This window comes from Paenibacillus sp. FSL H7-0326 (genome assembly GCF_001955535.1).
GTDB classification, from domain to species: domain Bacteria; phylum Bacillota; class Bacilli; order Paenibacillales; family Paenibacillaceae; genus Paenibacillus; species Paenibacillus shunpengii.
This window is the reverse complement of record NZ_MPVN01000005.1, coordinates 252,676-275,859: the sequence shown is the minus strand read 5'-3', so window position 1 is coordinate 275,859 and position 23,184 is coordinate 252,676. Positions and strand designations below refer to the sequence as shown.

The following is a 23,184-nucleotide window of genomic DNA, read 5'->3' as shown; positions in this document are numbered from 1 at the left end:
TACTCACAATATAAAGCGCTTACAATAATGGGTATCCCAGGCAGATCGTTTTCTTAAATTAAAGGAGGCTATGTCATGTTAACCAAAAAACGCAGCTGGCGAACGGCCGGGCTCGCTATGCTCAGTGCAGCCATGATTGGTGGGTGCTTTGGTGTATCGCCAGATGACGCCAGAGCAGCAAATCCTAGACAAATGGAGTACCTGGATCGAGGCGTCGTTGCTGTAAAAACAGGCACAGGTGTATTCGTCAGCTGGCGGCTTCTCGGAACCGAAGGCTCTAACGTTGGATTCAATGTGTATCGGGATGGGACGAAGGTGAATTCCTCCCCAATAACAAACAGTACGAATCTGCAGGATAATGCGGGATCAACAAGCTCGAAATATACGGTAAGAGCCGTCGTGAATGGTACGGAGCAGGCGGCTTCTCCGGCAGCAAGCGTGTGGGGAACAAACTATTTGAATGTGCCTCTGGTGAAGCCTGCTGGGGGGACAACCCCTGACGGTGTAGCTTATACGTATAGTGCCAATGACGCGAGCGCGGGCGATCTGGATGGAGACGGCAAATATGAGCTGATTGTAAAATGGGACCCGTCGAACGCCAAAGACAATTCGCAGAGCGGCTATACGGGTGAAGTATTTATTGATGCGTACAAGCTTGATGGAACAAGACTCTGGCGGATCAGTCTCGGCAAAAATATTCGGGCAGGCGCGCATTATACTCAGTTTATGGTCTACGATCTGGATGGCGACGGCAAGGCCGAAGTTGCAATGAAAACGGCTGACGGTACCAAAGACGCTGCAGGCACGGTCATCGGTGATGGAAGAAAGGATTATCGGAACAGCAGCGGCTATATATTATCGGGGCCGGAGTATCTGACCGTATTTAACGGCCAGACGGGCCGAGTGCTCACTACAGTGAATTACGAGCCGCCGCGCGGCACCGTAAGCAATTGGGGAGATAATTATGGCAATCGGGTTGATCGCTTCCTTGCAGGCATTGCCTATCTTGATGGAGAAAGACCGAGTCTGGTCATGGCGAGAGGATACTACACCCGGTCTGTTCTAGTAGCCTATGATTATAGAAATGGTCAGCTCACCAAGCGGTGGACCTTTGATTCCAATTCGTCCGGGAATTCGGGTTATGCCGGTCAAGGGAATCATAATTTAAGTGTTGGCGACGTGGATAACGATGGAAGAGATGAAATTATATATGGCGCAATGGCGGTTGATGATAATGGTCAGGGCTTGTATACGACAGGACTTGGCCACGGCGATGCGATGCACCTGAGCGATCTGGATCCGGATCGGGCTGGACTTGAGGTATTCCAGGTTCATGAGGTTCCTTCAAATGCGGGCATCGAATTCAGAGATGCCGATTCCGGGGCCTTAATCTGGGGAGTACCAACGACCAAGGACATAGGCAGAGGAATGGCCTCAGACATTGATCCTCGTTACAAAGGAGCGGAGGTTTGGGCCAACGGAGTACTGTATACAGCGAAGGGGCAGGTTATTGTTAACAAGGTACCGTCTACGAATTTTGGAATCTGGTGGGACGGAGATCTGAGCAGGGAGCTGCTGGATAATAACCGAATTGATAAATGGAATTATGAAACATCCACAACAACGAATCTGCTGACTGCTACAGGAGCAGCAAGCAATAATGGAACGAAGGCGACTCCAAACCTTCAGGCTGACCTGCTGGGAGACTGGCGGGAGGAAGCGGTGTGGCGGACAGATGACAGTACAGCTCTTCGGATCTACACAACGACTGCAGTTACGGATCAGCGGATCTACACCTTGATGCACGACCCGATCTACCGTCTTGGCATCGCATGGCAAAATGTGGCCTACAATCAGCCGCCGCATACCGGCTTCTACTTGGGAACGGGGATGAGCACGCCGCCTGCACCGAATATTCGACTGGTCGGAGGGCCATAATGCACAACTAAATAACAGGTAACGAGGGACCGCATATGGAATGCGGTTCTTTTTTTGATCTGAAATCAGAGTGGAGTTGGGATGTGATTTGGAAAAAAGAGAGTTTGTATCTTTTACTATCTATAATTGTTAAAAAATGTTTGACAGCCATAGTCTGCCTCATTAAAATGTAACATAACATACTAAACAGGTAGGAATAACCGATTATGTTGCCCTGCCTTAACTAGCGGATGAACAATGGCAGCATAGAACAGCAGACACGGATGATAAGCCGGTTTGACCGATCTATCCTTGCTGCTTGTTCCTCCGTTTTTACTATCAATAATAATGGCATAAATGGATGGCAGATTTAATAAGAAGGGGTGTCTTTATGAAGAGAGGTATTCGCAAAGGTCTTAAGATAGGTGTCGCTGTATTGCTCGCCGCTGCACTAGCGGCATGCGGAAGTGAAAACACGGACAATAATGCTAATGGAAGTGGAAGTGGAAGTGCAAGTGGTAGTGGTACAGTTGAGCTTCTTAACGTTTCTTACGATCCTACCCGCGAGTTATATGAGCAGTATAATACCGCTTTTGCAGCCTATTGGGAGAAGGAGAAAGGGCAAAAAGTAACGATCAACCAGTCCCATGGGGGCTCAGGCAAACAAAGCCGATCTGTCATTGACGGTTTGGAAGCAGATGTCGTTACACTCGCTTTGGGCTACGACATTGATGCCATTGAAGACGCGGGTCTGATTAATGAAGGCTGGCAGGACAAATATGAGCTTAACAGCTCGCCGTATACTTCAACCATTGTTTTTCTGGTTAGAAAAGGGAATCCGGAAGGAATTCAGGATTGGGATGATCTCATTAAGGATGGCGTAGAGGTTATAACTCCAAATCCGCAGACTTCAGGGGGAGCCCGTTGGAACTACCTTGCTGCATGGGGTTACGCACTCAAGCAGAATAACAATGACGAGGCCAAGGCAAAAGAATTTGTGACAGAGCTGTTTAAGCATACGCCTGTACTTGACACAGGGGCACGTGGTTCAACGACGACTTTCGTAGAACGGGGAATCGGGGACGTGTTGCTCGCTTGGGAGAATGAAGCCTTGCTCTCCATTAAGGAGCTGGGTCCAGACAAGTTCGACATCGTGTACCCGTCAGTCAGTATTTTGGCTGAACCACCGGTAGCTATTGTAGACAAGAATGTAGATAAAAAAGGAACACGTGAAGTGGCGGAAGCTTACTTAGAATATTTATATAGTGAAGAAGGACAGAAGATCGCTGCCGAGAACTATTACCGTGCGACACTTGATACGGTAGCAGAGCAATACAAAGAAAATTTCCCTGAGCTTGAGCTGTTTACTCTGCAGGATGTCTTTGGTACATGGAGAGAGACACAAGAGAAGCATTTCAGTGAGGGTGGAGTATTCTCTCAGATCTATGCACCAGGCAGTTGATTAAGCTCTAAGAATAGCAAGGATCAAAAAGACGAGAGCCACCGACCGGGAACAACCCGGAGGCATGAAGGGATGAGTAAGCATGAGCAGGGCAGGAACCTCCCGGATCAGAGTACTTCCGGGCTTTGGAATAAATATGGGATTTACGGTGCTGTATTTAAGCTTGGTTGTCTTGATTCCACTGGCAGCACTGCTGTTTAATTCGACAGGGCTTACTTGGGCAAAATTTGCGGATATGGCTACGGATCCAAGAATTCTCGCCTCGTTCCGAGTCAGCTTTACGACTGCAGGCTTGGCTGCATTTGCCAACCTGTTTCTAGGGCTGCTGCTAGCCTGGGTTCTGGTCCGATACGAGTTCCCCGGCAAGAAAATATTTGATGCTATCATTGATCTGCCCTTTGCACTTCCCACGGCAGTTGCTGGTGTTGCGCTCACAGCGCTCTATGCACCGAACGGGTGGATTGGTTCCATTGTTGAACCGCTGGGTATTCGGATTGCATTCTCCCAGCTTGGAATTACGCTTGCCTTGATGTTTATCGGTATTCCGTTTGTGGTACGTACAGTTCAGCCTGTTCTGGCCGAGCTGGAGAAGGATGTAGAGGAAGCAGCGGCTACGCTTGGGGCTGGACGCTGGCTGACTTTCCGGAAGGTCATTCTGCCAGATCTTATACCTCCACTGCTCACCGGTTTTGCTCTAGCCTTTGCAAGAGGGATCGGTGAGTACGGCTCAGTTGTATTCATTTCAGGCAATATGCCGATGAAGACGGAGATTGCTCCGCTCCTCATCATGACACAGCTTGAGCAGTTCGATTATGCAGGAGCAACAGCCGTTGCGCTGCTGCTGCTTATCGTCTCCTTTGTTCTGTTATTTCTAATTAATACACTACAGCGCTGGAGCCGAAAGACATCCCGCAAATAGGAGGAATACATCATGGCAGGAGTTGTACCTATAGGAGCAAGTACACGGACGAATAATAAACCATCCCGGGCGACGACAGAAGCGCCTTGGGTGAAGTGGGTGCTCATAGGAGCAGCCACTCTAGTGATGGGCTGGCTGTTTATTTTGCCCCTTGTGATTGTTATTACCGAAGCCCTGAAGCAGGGCGTAGGAGTATTTATCGCAGCACTTTCAAATGAAGATGCATTAGCTGCACTAAGGCTTACGCTGCTGGTCGCTGTAATTACAGTACCCCTGAATACCGTGTTCGGGATTGCAGCGGCTTGGGTTATTACGAAATTTCAATTTCGCGGAAAGGGTCTGCTCATTACATTAATCGATCTGCCCTTCTCCATTTCACCTGTTGTGGCCGGCCTGATGCTTGTTCTCGTATTTGGATCTCACGGCTGGCTGGGACCTTTATTAGAATCATGGGATATGAAGATTATCTTTGCCGTTCCGGGTATCGTATTGGCTACTTTGTTCATTACGTTCCCGTTTGTAGCACGCGAGCTGATCCCGCTGATGGAGGATCAGGGAACACAGGAGGAAGAAGCCGCTGTGATGCTGGGGGCTAAGGGCTGGAGAGTATTCTTCCAAGTGACGTTACCGAACATCAAGTGGGGGCTTCTGTACGGTGTCATCTTGTGTAATGCCAGAGCGATGGGGGAATTCGGAGCGGTGTCTGTCGTATCGGGTCACATTCGCGGACTGACAAATACGCTGCCGCTCCATGTGGAAATTCTGTATAACGAGTATCAGTTCGCCGCTTCATTTGCGGTTGCATCCCTGCTGCTCGTGCTTGCCCTAATTACGCTTATACTCAAGAGCTGGTTTACAAGGAAGGGTACGCATTAGAGCTTTCTGAAGTCAGGGTGTGTTCCTGCAGATTCGAGCTATAGGTTTGAATAAGTAAGCAGGGTACGCTAATAGGCCCGATTTAATTAGGAGGCGTTAATAATGACTAAACCGCTAAAAGTCGATGAAGTGTGGATGGATCGTATCGCCAGTTTGTTGAATGAAATGGAATTTGGTTCCTTGTCCATCATTGTCCATGAAGGACAGATTGTGCAGATGGAGCGGACCGAGCGCAAACGTTATGAGAACACATCTTCCAATACCTCTAAATCGGGCAAATCTCGCAGTGCAGCTGCAGGATCAGCTGACTCCGTAGCGAGTGGTCCGCGTGCACTGCGCAAATCTGGGTCTTCATAAACATTATTCTTGTATGCTGAAATGAAAATAAGCAGCTCCCCTGGATTCTACAGAAGCCAGGGGAGCTGCTTATTTAGGTTGTGCTAACGATAGAGCCGTGAATCTTGCTTGTCCATGGCTGCGAATTGCCCGGCATAAGGCCGTTCTTTGCGGGAAGGCGGTTTGCTCCATTTGAATCCAAGCAGGAACAGAATCAGCTGTCCTCCCAGAACATAAGGAGCAGCAGCAAGCCCGATCAGATGAAATAGTGCTGCCAGAATAATGACTAAGGACAGCAGATTGGTTATTAATCCGGCGGCCGTGCGCGGCCTCATCAAGATGAGAATATAAACGTATGCGATTGATATCATGCCGGATACAAGTCTTGCGCTCAGCAACACCCATTCCCATGCAGAGCTTCCCTCGGTAATATCTCTTGCTCCTGTCATGAATTGGTACAACAGAACAGCGATACCTACCGCTGCAAGGGGGGCGAACAGAGGCTGGATAATCTGCCATAGTGCTTGTCCCCATCTTGGGGAGTGCACGGAAGAGAACAATCGGTCTCGTTCGGCAGCCAGCCGGGTCATTTCCCGCTCCAAAGAACGTGAGAGTAATTGGAGTCCTGCTTCGTCTCCTTCTGCAAGGCAGGCCTGAATCTGCTCTCTCAGATGCGGCGTGAGGCAGGGTGCGGATTTGCTCTCCTGAAGCGCGAGGATGAGTGCTCCGTGCAGAGGCTCCCCTGGAAGACCGTCTTTCTTCAGCCCCAGGGTCAAATGTCCTGCAAGCTTGGAGTAGGTGTAGAGCGTGTCCTGAAGATCATCCATTCGTCGGTACTTGCCCTGTCGCAAGCTGGATGCATGATATATGTAGAGCCACAGCAGCAGCACGATCATGAAGGCGGCAATAGCAATCACCTGTGCGGACAGCGAGATGCCGTCAATTTGTACAATAGAGCTCAGGCTTCTCCCTCCTTTACACTAAAAGCGGCGATACCTTCTCTCACTATTGCACACGAACCAGGGGTTTTCAAGTCGAAAAGGGAACGTGGGAAAAATTAAACACGAGAAGCATGCAGGAAAGGAACATGTGTTTTCTTTATTGCTATAAATATCGTAAACTAGCTTCGTGGATCAGATCGAGTTATGGAGCAGCCTGAAATAATTAAGTCGTAATATGGTAAGTCTAGAGAGGCAGTATATTGGAATCAAATTTATCGTTTTAATAAGGTATGAAATGGAGTTACTTTTACTAAAAAAATCATATGGGGTGGACTATAGACATGGAAGTTACATACCAAATTCCTTCGCCACAAGACTATCTGGATCTTCGAAAAGCTGCGGGCCTGTCTTTGATGAGTCTTGACGGTGCTCAGAAAGGACTGCCGAATACGCTATTCGCGGTCAGTTTAATGGAAGAAGGCAAGCTCATCGGCATGGGCAGGGTTGTCGGCGACGGTGGATTACAGTTTTTCGTGACAGATATTGCCGTTAATCCTGATTACCAGGGCAAAGGATATGGGAAGACCATTATGGGAGAGGTTCGAAAATACTTGGATGAGCATGTCCCTGAGAAGGGCCTCGTGTCGCTTCTGGCTGATATCCCGGCTGATCGATTATATGAGCAGTATGGATTTACACATTCTGCACCGGAATCTGCAGGCATGCATTGGAAACAAAAATAGAGAATAATGTAAATAAGAGGAAATAAGACTTTTGGCCGCATTGACAAACAACTTCCACTATGAAAAGATAATAGATATACATTTTAGATGCGAATGATTGCAGATGGCCCCTGGTATTCTGAGATGTTTCAGAAGCAATAGGAGGCCATTTTTTTAGCTCATTGCTCATCATTACAGAGTAGTAAATAGGCTGCATTAAGACATTACTGTGTCCTCACTCTGTAATAGAAGAGTGAACACTTATTTACATTCATAGCACCAATCTTTTTCACGTCACTTAGGTCGTTATAAAGTGAGGAGATGTATGTTCATATGGGACAATACAGCTATTTGAGTCATTTGGAATGTCCAAAGTGCGGACTGATATATCATACAACCGGCGTTCAACAACTGTGCACTTGCGGATCTCCGTTAAACGCCCGATACGATCTGGATAGTCTTAAGAAGGTATGGAACCCTGAATCTTTACTAGGCAGGGAGATGAACCTGTGGAGATACCATGAGCTGCTTCCCGTGAGGGAGCCGGAGCATGTGATTACATTGGGTGAGGGGATGACACCGCTGCTTCGTATGCCGAGTCTCGGAATGGATATGGCGATTCCTCAGCTGTATATGAAGGATGAAGGCTTGACTCCGAGCGGGTCATTCAAGTCACGCGGTGCTGCCGTCGGTATATCCAAAGCCAAAGAACTTGGCGTATCCAAATTTGCGATGCCGACAAATGGGAATGCTGGTGCGGCCTGGTCCTTATATGCAGCTCGTGCCGGAATTCAGGCAACCATTGTAATGCCTGTTGACGCACCGCTGATTACGCGTAATGAATGTATTGCCGCAGGTGCGGATTTGTACCTCGTGAACGGACTAATCAGTGATGCAGGCAAGATTGTTGCAGATAAGGTCCGATCAGAGGGGATCTACGATGCATCCACGCTTAAGGAGCCTTATCGGATTGAGGGCAAGAAGACGATGGGACTGGAGATTGCAGAACAGCTGGGCTGGCAGATGCCGGACGTTATTCTGTATCCGACAGGCGGCGGTGTCGGCTTGATCGGAATCTTTAAGGGTCTGCAAGAGCTTCAAGAATTGGGCTTTATAACCGGTCGTCTGCCGAAGCTGGTTGCTGTACAGGCTGCTGGCTGTGCTCCAATTGTGAAAGCTTGGGAGCAGAATGCGTCTGAATCGGAATTCTGGTCCGATTCGGAGACGATTGCCTTTGGCATTAATGTACCCAAAGCGATTGGAGATTTTCTTGTACTGGATGCCATATATGAGACGGATGGAGCTGCCATCGCTGTAACGGAAGAGGAAATTTTGTCTGAACAGCGAAAGGCAGCCCGGATGGAAGGATCGTTCATTTGTCCGGAAGGTGCTGCAGCTTTTGCTGCCGCACGTATACTTCGGGCTAACGGATGGATTCAGGACAACGAGAAGGTGATTGTCCTCAATACGGGTACGGGCATTAAGTATCCGGAAACGATATCCGGCGATGTTCCGCTGCTGAACCCGGGAGATACGATTCCTAAGGCGCTGACATAATAGAACATATACAAATTATTAGTAGGAAGCCATCTCGCTCCAGTTGGGCAAGATGGCTTTTCTTGTGAATATCAAATAGTGTATGGTGAAGAGGGATCGTTTCTAATATTGCTTGGCGTATCTTTTGTGGATGAGAGAAGCATAACTAAGCCATGGAGCAGGAGATGTAAACAATTGACGTTTTAATAGAGAGCGTACCTGATTAATATAAAGTAAGCTTACACTAGCATAGAACAGAAATGAGGACTGAATAATATGAACATAGCTTTATATGGAGCAACGGGAACGATTGGACAAGCGATCTTGGATGAAGCATTGGGAAGAAAAATGACGGTAACTGCGATTGTGCGTAATCGGTTTAAATTTAACGAGAAGCGTGAGGGACTCACCATCGTCGAGGGCGACATTCTTAAGCCTGAATCGGTTGCTGAAGCCGTGAAGGGACATGATGTGGTTATTAGCGCATACGGTCCTGAGTTCGGTAAGGAAGAGGAATTGGTCGAGGCCGCACGTTCCCTCGTCGAGGGCATTCGAAACAGTGGAGTTCAGCGTCTCCTTGTCGTTGGCGGAGCAGGCAGTCTGCTGACCGATAGCGGAGTGCCGCTCATGGAGACTCCGGAATTCCCAGAAGAGGTTAGACCGCTGGCGCTCGCACATCGGGATGCATTTCATATTTACGAGGAGTCCGATCTGGACTGGACTTATTTGAGTCCGGCAGCAACGATTGAACCTGGTCGCCGTACAGGCAATTTCCGAATTGGCACAGATCGTCTTATTCTGGATGAAGCAGGGCAGAGCCGAATATCTGTCGAAGATTATGCAGCGGCTATGGTGGATGAAGCGGATGATCCGTATTTCAGCGGGTCCCGATTTACCGTGGCCTATTAGAAGAAAGTTCATCTTAGCGAGCGAGGTATAGATTCCTCGCTCTTTTTGATAGGAGGGGCTGGACAAGATGTATGTTGTAACCGCGAAGCAGATGCGTGAGCTTGATTACATCGTAATCGAGAAGATCGGCGTTCCTTCGGCAAGCCTGATGGAGAATGCAGGCAAGGCACTCGCCGAAGAAGTGGTGAAGCTGTGCCGTGAAGCGCAGAATGGGCGGATAGATCGGAGAACACCGAGGGACCCATTGGAGGAAGATGAGGATAACCATCGCAGGGCATTTGAAGAGTGGCGTGGTGTGAGAGGTACGATTCGTACCGAAGAGACATTACACATCAATGACCGAAGCCAGGAACATTGGTATATACTCACTGGAAAAGGAAATAACGGCGGCGATGGACTTGTGTGTGCCCGGCATTTGCAAGAGGCGGGTATGAAAGTAACGATTGTTTATGCTGTTCCACCTTCAACGCTGGAGCAGGATGCTGCACTTCAAAGGGACGCGGCAGCGGCATACAGCATTCCGGCAGTCGTATATAGCGAGAAGGAGCAGCTGTCATTTCAAGGCGTTACCGGCATCGTAGATGCGCTATTGGGCACTGGAAGCGACGGCCCGCCGCGCAAGGCGTATGCAGCCTTGATCCGTGAGGCTAATGAGAGCGGACTCCCTATTGTCTCAGCAGATATTCCAAGCGGATTAAATGCAGATACAGGAGAGCTCTATGAGCCTCATATCCGGTCGGAGGTGACGGTGTGCTTCGGCTTGTTGAAACGAGGACTGACTCAGTATCCTGGTGCAGAGGCAGCAGGCCGCATCGTTGTAAGATCCATTGGAATCCCTCCTAAGCTCGCAGCGGATCAGGGCGGAACTGTACAAGTCCTTACAGAAGAGGTGCTGGAAGGGTCGCTTGGAATGGATCTGGCGCTCCGAAGATCAGGCGAGGGGCATAAGGGAACCTATGGACATGTGCTGCTTACTGCCGGGACTCTTGCCATGAGCGGGGCCGGGCTTCTGAGTGCACATGCTTCGCTCCGGTCAGGCTGCGGTCTTGCCACTTGGGCACTGCCTTATGAGCTGATGCCGCATGTCATCGGCAAGGTGCCTGAGCTGATGCTCGCCGATGCGGTGAGAGGAAAAGACGGGCTGTGGACGGAGGAGTCAGCCGAGCGAGTTATACAGCTTGCGGAGGGCAAGGATGTGCTGGCCATTGGGCCGGGGCTTGGGCGCTTTGAGGGAGATACAAGGTGGCTTCGCCGCATTGTTGAAGCATGTGATGTACCTATTGTACTTGATGCCGATGCACTCAATATGGCTGCAGCAGGAGGGGAGGATTTCTTCCTAGGGATGTCCCGGACTGCACCGCTCATTCTGACGCCGCATCCAGGGGAGATGGCTCGATTGATGGGGATATCTACGAAGGACGTCCAGCAAGATCGGATCACCCATGCGGCAGTATATGCAGAGCGTACAGGCGTTATCCTTGTGCTCAAGGGCTCGCGCACGGTCATTGCTGCTCCTTCAGGCAGCACCTATATTAACCTGACCGGACACCCCGGCATGGGAACCGGGGGAGCAGGGGACGTGCTGACCGGCATCATAGCGGGTCTATTGGCCCAAGGTTGGAGCGCTGAGCAGGCAGCAGCATATGGTGTATATCTGCACGGACTCTCCGGAGAACGTGCTGCTTACAAGCGGCATCATCCGGGAGGCATTACCGCCGGCGATATTATTGACGCATTGTGATATCGAATATCAACAAGGAATCAATGGTATAGCGCCACGCTCACAGATCTACAAGTAAATATAAGGACACGCAGAAGCGTGTCCTTTTTACGTTTAGAATTGAAGTGTATCTTACCGCCGCGCGTTTTATCATCATGGGAATTTAGAAGGAATAATACGTCAGCCCATACTCCATCAAAAAAGAACGAACGAGCAGTCTGGAGCTTATGACAGGTTGCAGTTCTTCGTCCGCTTCCTGTATCATTTGCAGATCTGCGAGTGCTTCCTCGGCTATTCGTGCCCGTTCCATTCCCCATTCCTGCTCATGATCTGCAACACAGAGCTTGGCCTGCTCCACGGTCAGCTCCTTCAGGACGGCAAACACAGAGATCCATGGGATCAGATCCCCCGGAGCACTCTCCTGTGGCAGCTCAAATTCGGCAAAACCGTGTGCCGACCCGCAGGTTATTTTAAATAATCCGCAGTAATGATGTTTCTCCTCTGTCAAATAAGGAAGACGGCGTGGATCATAGCGTATGATTTCCATCGAGCTGATCGCATCCGTCGGGTAAGCAGGTACTGAATTGTTTCCCATATAGGCGAGTGCCACAAGCATTCATCCTCCATTAATCACCTCGTTATTATGTTGATCATCATATAGCAGAAGCCACAGACGAGTAAAATGAGTCTTGTTCTAAAAAAGCCGGTTTTTCAGCAAATCGGACGAAATGGATGAAAGTAAGCGGTTAATTCATGGCTAATCTCGACCTATTGAACCTTTATCTATCGTTGTCAGCTTCTTGCGCAAAAAGCAAGTAAAATGGAGTTAGAGAGAGTAACGAAGAGAATAATGGAGGTATCAATCCTCTCTGTAGGACCAATGAATTGAAATTCGTCATATATGAGGACCGGACTTTCTTTACAGCGCATCGGGTCAGGATTATGATTCATGGCATAAAAGCTTTGCGCCATACAATTTCATACCGCTTAATCCTTAAAAGGAGCGGGGGAACCATTGAGGCCTGTTATAAGGCTTCTTGGGGTGAATCCTAAAGAGCATAAAATTTGTGCTTCGTACAGGTAGGGCGACTCTCACGCCCGAATCCGACAGCTAACCTCGTCAGCGTATCCAGAGAGACTTTCTTAGATCCGAGCTCTTAATAGGCAGCGGCTTGTTCCCGCCTGCCTGAATAAGAAGCTGTGCGGGAGAGATTTCTCTTGCCCAGCTTCTTTTTTATGGCCGGATGGAAGGGAGAAACAGGAGGGGAATGAACAGATGTCCGTTGAAGACGACGACGTCATCATCGTATCAGCTGGGAGCAAGCCGGGCAGATCGTTTATAAAGACTCTGAGCATGAGAGATTTACCGTTTGCCATTTTGGTCGGCTCTGCGCAAGAGCGTAAAGAAATGGAAAGGCTCTATACGGAGCCGGTCATTCAAGTGGATTTCTCCGAACAAGCACCTGAGCCGCCTGATTTTCACGTAGGTCAAGTATTTCTGTTCGAGGAAAGTCTGCCGGTGTGCTGCAAGTATATTCAAATCTGCCGTTTATGGACTTGTAAGCCAATCTATGTCATTTCAGAGAGAAGCAAGCCGCGGCTCATCTACAGGGGGCTTGGTGCGACACATGTCATCTACAGCCGCGGCAGCGACTGCTCTTTCTTACTATAAACCGGAATCGGGAGGTGCTAAGCAAATGCTGGATTTTATCATGATTGTATTGATCAGCTTGTTGACGCTTATTTCAATCGGAGTTATCAAAGGCTCAGACAAAATCACTTCGGAAGGGAGCGAACAAAAATGATGTGGGTGCTGCTCGCTATTGCAGCTGCTGTATTCATTTATTTGGTCTACGCACTGCTTAACCCAGAGAAATTTTGAAACCGAATTAAGAAATTAATTCGACTAACAATGAGTTAATGATAACTACCAGGAGGCTGATAAGTCGATATGTTAACCGTTATTTCCGTCTGTGTGACCCTAGCGGTCGTGCTCCTGCTGGCTCGTCCTGCAGGTCTATATATTGCAAGTGCATTTCGTTATGAACCAACCCGGATCGATCCGTGGTTCAGATGGATAGAGAGACCCCTCTATGCTGTCAGCGGCATCAAGGAGACGAATCAAACCTGGAAGCAGTACGCAGCTTCCTTTGTCATCAGTAATACGGTCATGATCGTACTCGTCTATCTGATCTTTCGGATACAGGCTCATCTGCCGCTGAACCCGAGCGGTGTTGCGGGTATGGAGCCTACGCTTGCTTTTAATACGGCGATCAGCTTCATGACCAATACGAATCTGCAGCATTACAGCGGAGAATCCGGTCTCAGCTATTTATCACAGATGATCGCCATTGTGTTCATGATGTTCACTGCACCGGCTTCGGCTTTTGCGGTCGCGATCGCATTTATTAGAGGACTTACGGGTAAGCCGCTCGGTAACTTCTTCGTGGATGTCGTTCGAAGTATAACAAGGGTATTGCTTCCGGTTGCTTTTGTATCAGCTATTCTGTTCGTTGCGGCGGGCGTTCCACAGACGTTAAAAGCAACAGCAGCAGTAACGACGCTGGAGGGTGCAGTCCAGGAAATTGTGAGAGGTCCGGTAGGCTCTTTCCTGTCCATTAAACAGGTGGGGAATAACGGCGGTGGATTTTTCGGAGTAAACTCGGCTCATCCGTTTGAAAATCCTAATGGATTTACGAACCTGCTGCAGATGGTGCTGATGCTTCTGTTCCCGGTGTCCCTGCCCTTCGCTTATGGCAAAATGGTGGGGAACAAGAAGCAGGGACGTGTCCTGTTCGTCTCCATGGCAATTATGTTTCTCGTGCTGATGGGGGTATCACTCGGTGCTGAAGCGAACGGTAATCCTGCGATTGAGGCTGTGGGGGTTCAGCAGGAAGGCGGCAGCATGGAGGGGAAAGAAGCCCGCTTCGGTGTGGCCTTGTCTTCTCTCTATTCGGTCGTAACGACCGCCTCCGAGACAGGAGCAGTCAACACGATGCATGATACACTGACACCGCTTGGCGGACTGGTCACTTTGGCTAATATGATGCTGAACACGGTGTTCGGCGGTATGGGAGCCGGCTTCCTGAACGTGCTCATGTACGCACTCATTGCTGTCTTTTTATCCGGTCTTATGGTGGGACGCACCCCTGAATTTCTCGGCAAGAAGCTGGAGGGCAAAGAGATCAAGCTGATTGCGATCAGCCTGCTGATTCAGCCGCTGCTCATTCTGGCTCCTACAGCGCTGGCGCTGTTCACCAATGCGGACACGATATCGAATCCCGGATACCATGGTCTGTCACAGGTGCTGTATGAGTACACTTCATCAGCCGCCAATAATGGCTCCGGATTTGAAGGCTTGGGAGATGCTACACCGTTCTGGAACATTTCTACCGGAATTGTCATGTACTTGGGCAGATATCTCTCCATTGTGCTCCTGCTGGCGGTTGCAGGATCACTGGCTGTAAAGAAGAGCATCCCGGTGACCTCAGGTACATTTAGAACGGACACCTATTTGTTTGCCGCGGTCTTTGTTGGTACGGTACTGATTGTAGGGGCACTAACTTATCTCCCAGCGATGGTGCTTGGGCCGATTGCAGAGCATTTGACGCTGAGCAGATAGTGCAGGAATGATTTTCTTATAAAAGTTAAAGCTCTTATTTGAATGGAGGAACGTTCGTCAATGGGACAAAAGAAATCAATGCTGAACAAGAAGCTCGTGCAGAGAGCGATGCTTGAAGCTGTCTATAAATTGAATCCGAAGGTGATGCTGCAAAATCCGATCATGTTCGTCGTCGAAGTGGGTATGGTGATCTCGTTACTGTTGACCCTGTTGCCGGATCTGCTCGGTACGGAAGGCTCACGGGGATTTAATCTAACCGTCACGGTGATCCTGCTGATCACGGTCTGGTTCGCTAATTTTGCCGAGGCGCTTGCTGAAGGGCGGGGGAAAGCACAGGCCGACAGCCTGAAGCAGACTAAGCAGGACATTAAGGCAAACAAGGTGGCTGGCGATCATATCAAGGTGGTATCCTCTTCAGAGCTCCGTAAAGGCGATGTCGTGTTTGTGAGAGAAGGCGAGCTGATACCGGGTGATGGCGAAGTGATTGAAGGGCTGGCTTCCGTCGATGAATCAGCAATTACGGGAGAATCGGCACCCGTCATTAAGGAGGCTGGCGGGGATTTCAGCTCGGTGACGGGCGGAACAAGAGTTGTCAGTGACCAGATTAAGGTCCGGATTACGAGTGATCCGGGAGAGTCGTTCCTTGACCGGATGATCTCCCTGGTGGAAGGTGCCAAGCGACAGAAGACACCGAATGAGATTGCGCTAAACACCGTGCTGATGAGTCTTACGATTATCTTCCTGCTCGTTGTTGTTACACTTCCGATTTATGCGGATTATCTGGGAATCCAGCTGGAAATTCCAATCCTTATCGCTCTGCTGGTCTGTCTGATTCCGACAACCATCGGCGGTCTGCTGTCTGCTATCGGGATTGCAGGCATGGATCGGGTTACTCAGTTTAATGTGCTGGCGATGTCTGGTAAGGCCGTGGAAGCTTCAGGGGATGTGAGCACCATTATATTGGATAAGACGGGTACGATCACTTATGGTAACCGAATGGCAAGTGAGTTTGTACCGGTTGGAGATGAGACGCAGCAATCCCTTGTGTACTGGTCGGCCGTCAGCTCAGTGAAAGATGAGACACCGGAAGGGCGATCGGTGCTGGAGCTCATGAAGAAGATGTCGATCACGATGGATGAACATGCGGCTAAAGGGGAGTTTGTACCTTTTAGAGCCGAGACAAGAATGAGCGGGCTGGATCTTCCTGATGGAAGACGGGTACGAAAGGGCGCAGTGGATTCCATTAAAAAATGGGTGAAGGAGCAAGGGGGGAGCATCCCCTCTAACCTGGATACGAACAGTGATGCCATTGCAACGGCCGGGGGGACCCCGCTCGCAGTTGCAGTTGACAGTAAAATTTACGGACTGATCTATCTGAAGGATACGGTCAAGCCAGGGATGAAAGAGCGCTTTGATCAGATGCGTGAGATGGGGATCAAGACCATCATGTGTACAGGGGACAATCCGCTGACCGCAGCAACCATCGCCAGAGAGGCCGGAGTGGATGATTACATTGCGGAAAGTACCCCAGAGGATAAGATCGCGGTGATTCGACGAGAGCAGGCGGAAGGCAAGCTCGTAGCGATGACGGGAGACGGGACGAATGACGCACCGGCATTGGCCCAAGCGGATGTAGGGATTGCGATGAACAGTGGTACGGTTGCTGCCAAGGAGGCGGCCAATATGGTCGATCTTGATTCTGATCCCTCCAAGATTATTGAGGTGGTCGCGATCGGGAAGCAGCTGCTGATGACACGCGGAGCGCTGACGACGTTCAGTATCGCCAATGATATCGCCAAGTATTTTGCCATTATTCCGGCGATGTTCATGCTGGCTATTCCTCAGCTTGAAGCACTTAACATCATGAAGCTGGGCTCACCATCATCTGCCATCCTGTCTGCGCTTATCTTTAATGCGATTATTATTCCGCTGCTGATTCCGCTGGCGATGAGGGGGATTCGGTATAAACCAATGAGCACGGCAGGCCTGCTTCGCCAGAATTTGCTGATCTATGGTGTCGGCGGTGTCATTGCTCCGTTTATCGGTATCAAAATAATTGACTTGATTGTACACATTTGGGTATAGGAGGAAGATACAGATATGCAAGTATGGATGATATCACTGAGAGTGAGCCTTGCGCTGATGCTGCTGCTTGGACTGGGCTACAATCTGCTGGTCACCGGCATCGCACAATCTACCATGCCGCATCAGGCGAATGGCAGTCTGATCTACAATGAGCAGGAAGAGCCGATCGGTTCAGAGCTGATTGGGCAGCAGTTTACAGAGCCGGGGTATTTTCATGGAAGAGTATCCAGCATCGAGTATAATGCAGCAGGCTCGGGCTCGGCCAACTATGCTCCTTCAAATCCCGATTTGATTGCTCGTATGGAAGCCTCCCTACAAGAGTGGCAGAAGGAGAACCCCGAAGTGCCCATAAGCCAGCTGCCCGCAGATCTTATCACGAATTCAGGCTCGGGGCTTGATCCGCATATTAGTCCTGAGGCGGCAAGAGTACAAATTCCACGTATCCAGGCTGAAACCGGCATCTCTGAGGAAGAGCTTATGCAAATGGTCGACAAGCATACCAAGGACAGACAATTCGGCTTCCTGGGAGAGCCTGTCGTGAGTGTCCTAGAGCTTAATCTTGAGCTTCAATCGAAGCTTTCTAATCAGTAAAGGCAGCAGGAGGGGAGCTGAATCGATACCTATCGGAGAAAAACACCGGAAGAAATATTGGCAGCTATTCAGAAGCAGGGCCGAGGCAGGCTGCATATCCTGATTGGTGCGGCCAGTGGTACAGGCAAGACGTACCATATGCTGCTGGAGGGACGATCGTTAAGTGAGCAGGGAGTCCATGTTGTGATCGGGTCCATGACGGCTTCCGACCGGGTTGAGACATCCCAGCTCATGAACGGTCTGGACCGGGTTCCTGGCATCATCTGGAGCCGAGGCGGGACAGAGACAGAGGATCTGGACGTGGAAGCCATCCTCTGCTGTCGTCCAGAATGGGTCTTGGTCGATGAGCTTGCCCACCGTAATCGTCCAGATGCAGCTGCAAGAACACGGCTTGAGGAAGTAGAGCGGCTCCTTGAGCATGGGATCAGTGTGGTCACGACCGTGAATGTCTATGAGCTGGAAGGGGTTCAGCATACAGCCAGTCAGCTGACAGGAATCAAAGCGGCGGAGGTTCTGCCTGGTCATGTACTGGAGATGGCGGATGAAGTAAGACTGGTAGATGTAACGCCAGAGAAGCTGCTCAGCAGGGTGGAGCAGCACAAACTCCGGGTTGATCAGCACTCCTCCGTCGTGAAGGAGGGGAATCTCTCGGTCCTGCGTGAGCTTGCCCTGCGGCTGGTGGCAGAAGGCGTTGGCGAATCCTTGATCAAGCTGCGAGAAGAACAGGGATATACAGGGCCTTCCCGCACGGGAGAACGGATCCTTGTATCGGTCCAGTATCACTTTAACGGCTCCATCTATATCCGTAGAGGACAGCAAATTGCAAGAAGGCTGAATGGGGATCTGCGAATTGTTACGTTTGTAGACCCTGACCGGAAACGGACCAAAGAGGAGGAGGCATTTCGCAAAGCGATGATTCAGCTTGCTGATAAAGTTGGGGCCAAATTCGAAGAGCTGCCGCTTCGCTCAAGACGAATGCTGCCGGATCAGCTCGTTGACTACGCCTTAAGAAATGGAGTGACACGCATCGTCATGGGTCATTCTAAGCAGAGCTTCCTTCAGGAGCTGCGGCAGGGGTCCGTTGTTAAGGAGGTGCTTCGCAAGATCCGTCATGTGGATTTGTTTCTGGTCGCGGACCGGGCTGATCATGATGGGGAGCGGATTCTGCCTACGAAATCCTTGAATACTGCCGGGAGCTCCTCCCTGGTAGAGATAAAGGAACGGCATAATAACAGCATCAGAGGACACTTCAAAGTATACATTGGGGCTGCTCCGGGTGTAGGCAAGACGTACACCATGCTGCGGGAAGGTAATGAGCTTCGGCACAGCGGTCTCGATGTCCGGATCGGTCTGCTTGAAACACATGGACGCCAGGAGACAGAGGCACAGACAGGTCAGCTTCCGTTCATCGAACGGAAGAGAATTGCTTATCGGGGGACCGAGCTGACGGAGATGGATACAGAAGCGATACTACGGGAAGCACCGGATGTGGTACTTGTGGATGAGCTTGCTCATACCAATGTCCCGGGCAGCCGGTTGAGAAAGAGGTATGAGGATGTCCTTGAAATTCTTGAGGCTGGCATTTCTGTCATCTCAACCATGAATGTTCAGCATCTAGAGAGTTTGAATGATACGGTAGAGCATATCACTGGGGTTAAAGTAAGAGAGACAGTGCCGGATTCCATCCTACACCTCGCCGACGAGGTACAGATTGTCGATGTCGCGCCAAGGGCACTGAGAAAGCGGATGCGTGAGGGTAAGATTTATGCTCTGGAAAAGGTCGATCAGGCTTTGCAGCATTTTTTCAAAGAGGCCAATCTGATTGCGCTGAGAGAGCTTGCACTTCGAGAGCTGGCAGATGATGTGGATGAACGACTGGAAGCCTGGGAGCGAAACCATTCACTCCGCGGTCCATGGCGCAGGGAAGAGGTAATTCATGTCTGTGTAGATGCACACGAAGAGGCAGCTCGTCTCATCAGGCGAGGGTTTCGAATTGCGCACAGGCTCAAAGCGGTCTGGTACGTGAATCATGTACAAGTTACGGATCGGGATACCTCCTTGCATAAGGAGTATGAGCATAGGCTGGAACAGTTGAAATTGATGACAGAGCGGCTTGGAGGAGTCTTCCGTATCGTTCAGGCAGATGATCAAAGTGAGGTGCCGGAGCTGCTGATTCAATTGGCAAACCAGGATAAGGCCACACAGATCATTGCAGGCCAGTCCAGGCATCGCTATCGATTAATGGGATCAAGCAGGAGAAGAGGCGTTGCCCATCATCTGGTACGTAATGCACGGCATATTGATCTACTGATCGTGGCAAAGGACATGTAATACACAGAATACAGCTTGTTCCCCAGGTTGACAGCGGAAAGGGGAATCATGTTACAATATACCAAGAAAATAAGTAGGAATTAACAATAGATACGAAATTCAAATATTTATCAGAGGTGAATAACGTGGCCAAAATCGCTGTCATTAACGGAAGCCCTTCCCTGACTTCCCGGATCAATGCTGTTATCGAGTTTGCAGAAAATAGTCTTAGAGAAGCAGGCTTTGAAGTCGAACGCATTAACGTTGCTGAGCTCCCGCCAGGAGACCTGATTCATACGAAATTTGAGAGTGAGCCGATCGTGAAGGCGAACGGTATTGTTGCTGAAGCAGATGCCGTGATTATTGCGAGCCCGGTATACAAGGCTTCATATACAGGCGTACTCAAGACATTCCTGGATCTGATTCCGGAACGGGGTCTTGCCGGCAAGACCATCCTTCCGCTCTTTATTGGAGGGAGCCTGGCGCATCTGCTGACGATGGATTATGCACTGAAGCCTGTACTTTCCGTGCTCGGTGCTCGTCATATTTTGGCTGGTGTTTATACGGTGGATGCACAGGTTGCACGTAATGATCAAGGGGGCCTGGATATTGCTCCAGACCTGGTAGAGCGTCTGCAAGCCGGAATCCAGGAATTTACCGAGGAAATTCAGCTTCGAGAGACCCAGAAGAGTCTGAAATAAGCATATGAATAGAGAAGTCCAGTTGATGAACGTCGTCAGCTGGACTTTTTTATAAGTGAATTCTGTAAGCGAGAGGGTCAAGAAATAAGACATGGTTATATATGGTATTATAGGAGTGTATCCTATTTAACGGAGGTGAGCCATAGCTTGAATATCCAAGGTATTAATCATCTTTGTTTTTCAGTTTCCAATCTGAGTCATTCTATCCGGTTCTATGAAACCGTATTTGGGGCCAAAATTTTGCTTGAAGGACGTACGCTTGCCTACTTTGACCTGAACGGAATATGGATTGCATTGAACCAGGAGAATGTCCCGCGCAATTACACGATACCGACCTATACACATATCGCATTTACCGTAGATGAACAGGATTTGAATGAGCTGCGGCAACGGCTCGCAGAGGTGAATGCCAAGATATTGCCAGGCAGAGAGCGGGATGCAAGAGATCAACAGTCCATATATTTTCTCGACCCGGATGGGCATATGTTTGAGTTCCATACAGGGACATTGCAGGACCGAATGAATTACTATAGGGAGGATAAGCCGCATATCAAGTTTTTTTGAAGCAGGACTTCGCGTGGAAAGAGACTTCTGAATGATCAGGAGCCTCTTTTTTTCGTTGTATTAGTCCGGTTTCTTGATTGTGAAGGGTGCGTAAATTATGATGTAGAGGAAGCGAGCAAACGAATATAAAGGAGGCTTTATCGCAATGATTAACTTTCCTGTCCCCGACGTGGCTCAATTTTTCCAAACCAGTGTTATTCGCTATTTTACGGTTACCAAGGATGAATCCAGGCTATTGTTTAACAGTAACTTGAACGGTCAGCCGAACCTGTGGGCCATGGACCTGCCTGGCGGCTTTCCTTATCCGCTTACATACGAGAATCAGTCAGGAAGCTTTATTAAGACAGACCCGAACGGCGAGTTTATATTAGCTGATTTTGACAAAGACGGTGATGAGAATCTGCATCTGTATCTGCTGAAGCCGAGCGGCGGCAAGCCGGTTAAGATTGTGCCCGGTGAAGCAGACGATAAGTTCTATTTCGTGAAGCTGTCGAAGGATGGGAAAAGAATATACTATGACACCTCCAAGGATAATCCGGTGTATCTGAATTCCAGATGCCTTGACCTTGAATCCGGGCAGGACGAGCTGCTTCATGAAGGAGCAGATCGGCCGACTTATCTTGCGGCGATCAGCCCGGATGAGAAGCGAAGAGCCTATCTCAAGATGTTCTCGAATACACATCAGTCCTTGCTCATTCAATCGAATGGAGAGACTGAGGTAAAGTACGTATTCCCTGAAGATGAGGTGCAAGTCATTAGAAGTGTTACTTTTATCGATGACGATACGCTGCTGTTTGTGACCAACCAAGGGAAGGAATTCTCTTATGCAGCTGAATACAACATCTCAAGGGGTGAAGTGAGAACGGTCCAAGCCTTTGATCAGGAAGAGGTTGGAGCCATCGAGTGGCACAAAGAGTCTCAGACTTTGTATCTGGTTACGAGTGTGGGAATTGAGAACCGAATGTATGCTGTCCCATATGGTGAGGAAGGGTATACGTCAGTTCCTCTGCCTGTTGATTTCGTGGAGCAGATATCGGTGGCTGAATCGGGAAATGTATACATTCTTGGCCGCGGGGCAGTAAAGCCCTTCAACATTTACCGCCATGTGAATGGGGAGTGGGAGCAGCTCACGAATAACGTCGTCGTGGGGCTGACGGAAGAGGATTTGTGTTACCCGGATGTCGTTAGTTATACCTCCTTCGACGGAATGGAGATTGAGGCCTTGCTGTTTAAGGCGAAGCCTGAAACGGCTAACGGTTATACGGTCTTCTGGCCGCACGGGGGACCGCAGGCTTCAGAAGGCAAGTTTTTTAGACCGATGTTCCAGTTCCTCCTGGCCCGGGGGTATAACATCTTCGCGCCTAACTTCCGCGGAAGTGCAGGATATGGGGCGACCTTCATCAAGCTGGTGGAAGGGGACTGGGGTGAAGGTCCTCGATTGGACTGCGTAGCAGGTATCGAATGGCTGTTTGAACAGGGTATAAGCTCACCAGATCGTCTATTTATCGTGGGAGGCAGCTATGGCGGCTATATGACGCTGCTGCTTGCCGGACGTCATCCCGAGCTGTTCCGCGCAGCAGTTGACATCTTCGGACCGTCCAATCTATTCACCTTCATCGAATCGGTTCCGGATTCCTGGAAGCCGATGATGGAGCAGTGGCTGGGAGATCCGGTGAAAGACCGTGAACGACTGATCAAGGATTCACCGATTACTTACCTGAAGCAAATGGTGAAGCCGATGCTCGTCATCCAGGGAGCGAATGATCCGCGCGTAGTACAGGCTGAATCAGATCAGATTGTTGCGGCGCTGCAGGAGCAGGGGACAGAGGTCGAATATATTGTTCTGGAAGATGAGGGCCATGGCTTCTCTCGTAAGGCGAACGAAATTCTTGTATATACAGCGATGGCCGACTTCCTCGACAAGCATCAAGCGAGTGTAGAGGTTCACGCCTGACATTCCAATTGAACTAACT

The 23,184-nt window shown here is 49.7% G+C and carries 20 protein-coding genes and 1 riboswitch; of the genes, 18 read left to right on the top strand and 2 right to left on the bottom strand.

Annotation, left to right across the window (positions count from 1 at the left end; genetic code table 11):
* The first annotated feature begins 132 nt into the window (after positions 1-132).
* From BK126_RS22745 to BK126_RS22725, 5 genes are all read left to right on the top strand, one after another.
* Positions 133-1,938 carry a rhamnogalacturonan lyase gene (locus tag BK126_RS22745; RefSeq protein WP_218639263.1) on the top strand — a complete coding sequence of 602 codons (1,806 nt, stop codon included), beginning with the start codon at positions 133-135 and terminating at the stop codon, positions 1,936-1,938.
* A 370-nt stretch (positions 1,939-2,308) separates the two neighbouring features.
* Positions 2,309-3,379, top strand: coding sequence for a sulfate ABC transporter substrate-binding protein (locus BK126_RS22740; protein ID WP_076314823.1), 1,071 nt, complete (start codon positions 2,309-2,311; stop codon positions 3,377-3,379).
* A gap of 82 nt (positions 3,380-3,461) precedes the next feature.
* Positions 3,462-4,298 carry a sulfate ABC transporter permease subunit CysT gene (gene cysT, locus BK126_RS22735; protein ID WP_076314822.1) on the top strand — a complete coding sequence of 279 codons (837 nt, stop codon included), beginning with the start codon at positions 3,462-3,464 and terminating at the stop codon, positions 4,296-4,298.
* Positions 4,299-4,310: 12 nt separating this feature from the next.
* A complete protein-coding gene (gene cysW, locus BK126_RS22730; RefSeq protein WP_076314821.1) occupies positions 4,311-5,174 on the top strand; it encodes a sulfate ABC transporter permease subunit CysW in 864 nt (287 codons plus the stop codon).
* Positions 5,175-5,276: 102 nt separating this feature from the next.
* Complete coding sequence (locus tag BK126_RS22725) at positions 5,277-5,531, top strand: YezD family protein (protein WP_076314820.1); 255 nt, start codon at positions 5,277-5,279, stop codon at positions 5,529-5,531.
* An 83-nt stretch (positions 5,532-5,614) separates the two neighbouring features.
* Here BK126_RS22725 and BK126_RS22720 read toward each other — a convergent pair whose 3' ends face one another.
* On the bottom strand, positions 5,615-6,427 hold the full coding sequence (locus BK126_RS22720) for a hypothetical protein (protein ID WP_143757783.1): 813 nt from the start codon (positions 6,425-6,427) through the stop codon (positions 5,615-5,617).
* A gap of 365 nt (positions 6,428-6,792) precedes the next feature.
* Between BK126_RS22720 and BK126_RS22715 the strand changes: the two genes are divergently transcribed.
* From BK126_RS22715 to BK126_RS22700, 4 genes are all read left to right on the top strand, one after another.
* Positions 6,793-7,194, top strand: a complete 402-nt coding sequence (locus tag BK126_RS22715) for a GNAT family N-acetyltransferase (RefSeq protein ID WP_083656104.1) — start codon at positions 6,793-6,795, stop codon at positions 7,192-7,194.
* 312 nt (positions 7,195-7,506) lie between these two features.
* Positions 7,507-8,730: a threonine synthase gene (locus tag BK126_RS22710; RefSeq protein WP_076314817.1), complete on the top strand. Its 1,224-nt coding sequence runs from the start codon at positions 7,507-7,509 to the stop codon at positions 8,728-8,730.
* A gap of 255 nt (positions 8,731-8,985) precedes the next feature.
* Complete coding sequence (locus BK126_RS22705; RefSeq protein WP_076314816.1) at positions 8,986-9,618, top strand: NAD(P)-dependent oxidoreductase; 633 nt, start codon at positions 8,986-8,988, stop codon at positions 9,616-9,618.
* 67 nt (positions 9,619-9,685) lie between these two features.
* Complete coding sequence (locus BK126_RS22700) at positions 9,686-11,359, top strand: bifunctional ADP-dependent NAD(P)H-hydrate dehydratase/NAD(P)H-hydrate epimerase (RefSeq protein WP_076314815.1); 1,674 nt, start codon at positions 9,686-9,688, stop codon at positions 11,357-11,359.
* Positions 11,360-11,501: 142 nt separating this feature from the next.
* Here BK126_RS22700 and BK126_RS22695 read toward each other — a convergent pair whose 3' ends face one another.
* A complete protein-coding gene (locus BK126_RS22695) occupies positions 11,502-11,948 on the bottom strand; it encodes a hypothetical protein (RefSeq protein ID WP_143757782.1) in 447 nt (148 codons plus the stop codon).
* A gap of 364 nt (positions 11,949-12,312) precedes the next feature.
* Positions 12,313-12,480: riboswitch (cyclic di-AMP (ydaO/yuaA leader) on the top strand.
* A 134-nt stretch (positions 12,481-12,614) separates the two neighbouring features.
* Between BK126_RS22695 and BK126_RS22690 the strand changes: the two genes are divergently transcribed.
* The 9 genes from BK126_RS22690 (at position 12,615) to BK126_RS22650 (ending at position 23,165) form a co-directional block, all read left to right on the top strand.
* Complete coding sequence (locus BK126_RS22690; protein ID WP_076314813.1) at positions 12,615-13,010, top strand: hypothetical protein; 396 nt, start codon at positions 12,615-12,617, stop codon at positions 13,008-13,010.
* A 129-nt stretch (positions 13,011-13,139) separates the two neighbouring features.
* Positions 13,140-13,220 (top strand): K(+)-transporting ATPase subunit F, encoded by an 81-nt coding sequence (gene kdpF, locus BK126_RS30300; RefSeq protein ID WP_076314812.1) that lies wholly within the window; start codon positions 13,140-13,142, stop codon positions 13,218-13,220.
* Between the two features lie 69 nt (positions 13,221-13,289).
* On the top strand, positions 13,290-14,960 hold the full coding sequence (gene kdpA / locus BK126_RS22680; protein ID WP_076314811.1) for a potassium-transporting ATPase subunit KdpA: 1,671 nt from the start codon (positions 13,290-13,292) through the stop codon (positions 14,958-14,960).
* Positions 14,961-15,020: 60 nt separating this feature from the next.
* Positions 15,021-17,045: a potassium-transporting ATPase subunit KdpB gene (gene kdpB / locus BK126_RS22675; protein ID WP_076314810.1), complete on the top strand. Its 2,025-nt coding sequence runs from the start codon at positions 15,021-15,023 to the stop codon at positions 17,043-17,045.
* Positions 17,046-17,060: 15 nt separating this feature from the next.
* The gene (gene kdpC / locus BK126_RS22670; protein WP_076314809.1) at positions 17,061-17,636 is read left to right on the top strand and encodes a potassium-transporting ATPase subunit KdpC; all 576 of its coding nucleotides are present in this window, start codon (positions 17,061-17,063) and stop codon (positions 17,634-17,636) included.
* A 57-nt stretch (positions 17,637-17,693) separates the two neighbouring features.
* Entirely contained in the window at positions 17,694-19,967 is a 2,274-nt protein-coding gene (locus BK126_RS22665) for a histidine kinase (protein ID WP_483310678.1), read from the top strand.
* A 125-nt stretch (positions 19,968-20,092) separates the two neighbouring features.
* Positions 20,093-20,647 (top strand): NADPH-dependent FMN reductase, encoded by a 555-nt coding sequence (gene ssuE, locus BK126_RS22660; protein WP_076314807.1) that lies wholly within the window; start codon positions 20,093-20,095, stop codon positions 20,645-20,647.
* A gap of 147 nt (positions 20,648-20,794) precedes the next feature.
* On the top strand, positions 20,795-21,211 hold the full coding sequence (gene fosB / locus BK126_RS22655) for a metallothiol transferase FosB (protein WP_076314806.1): 417 nt from the start codon (positions 20,795-20,797) through the stop codon (positions 21,209-21,211).
* A 145-nt stretch (positions 21,212-21,356) separates the two neighbouring features.
* Positions 21,357-23,165: a S9 family peptidase gene (locus BK126_RS22650; RefSeq protein WP_076314805.1), complete on the top strand. Its 1,809-nt coding sequence runs from the start codon at positions 21,357-21,359 to the stop codon at positions 23,163-23,165.
* Positions 23,166-23,184: the final 19 nt, after the last annotated feature.

Excerpts from the sequence above, each read along its gene's own strand:
- BK126_RS22745 (WP_218639263.1), top strand. The coding sequence starts at position 133 with ATGATTGGTGGGTGCTTTGGTGTATCGCCAGATGACGCCAGAGCAGCA.
- BK126_RS22740 (WP_076314823.1), top strand. The coding sequence starts at position 2,309 with ATGAAGAGAGGTATTCGCAAAGGTCTTAAGATAGGTGTCGCTGTATTG.
- cysT (WP_076314822.1), top strand. The coding sequence starts at position 3,462 with ATGAGCAGGGCAGGAACCTCCCGGATCAGAGTACTTCCGGGCTTTGGA.
- cysW (WP_076314821.1), top strand. The coding sequence starts at position 4,311 with ATGGCAGGAGTTGTACCTATAGGAGCAAGTACACGGACGAATAATAAA.
- BK126_RS22725 (WP_076314820.1), top strand. The coding sequence starts at position 5,277 with ATGACTAAACCGCTAAAAGTCGATGAAGTGTGGATGGATCGTATCGCC.
- BK126_RS22715 (WP_083656104.1), top strand. The coding sequence starts at position 6,793 with ATGGAAGTTACATACCAAATTCCTTCGCCACAAGACTATCTGGATCTT.
- BK126_RS22710 (WP_076314817.1), top strand. The coding sequence starts at position 7,507 with ATGGGACAATACAGCTATTTGAGTCATTTGGAATGTCCAAAGTGCGGA.
- BK126_RS22705 (WP_076314816.1), top strand. The coding sequence starts at position 8,986 with ATGAACATAGCTTTATATGGAGCAACGGGAACGATTGGACAAGCGATC.
- BK126_RS22700 (WP_076314815.1), top strand. The coding sequence starts at position 9,686 with ATGTATGTTGTAACCGCGAAGCAGATGCGTGAGCTTGATTACATCGTA.
- BK126_RS22690 (WP_076314813.1), top strand. The coding sequence starts at position 12,615 with ATGTCCGTTGAAGACGACGACGTCATCATCGTATCAGCTGGGAGCAAG.
- kdpF (WP_076314812.1), top strand. The coding sequence starts at position 13,140 with ATGATGTGGGTGCTGCTCGCTATTGCAGCTGCTGTATTCATTTATTTG.
- kdpA (WP_076314811.1), top strand. The coding sequence starts at position 13,290 with ATGTTAACCGTTATTTCCGTCTGTGTGACCCTAGCGGTCGTGCTCCTG.
- kdpB (WP_076314810.1), top strand. The coding sequence starts at position 15,021 with ATGGGACAAAAGAAATCAATGCTGAACAAGAAGCTCGTGCAGAGAGCG.
- kdpC (WP_076314809.1), top strand. The coding sequence starts at position 17,061 with ATGCAAGTATGGATGATATCACTGAGAGTGAGCCTTGCGCTGATGCTG.
- BK126_RS22650 (WP_076314805.1), top strand. The coding sequence starts at position 21,357 with ATGATTAACTTTCCTGTCCCCGACGTGGCTCAATTTTTCCAAACCAGT.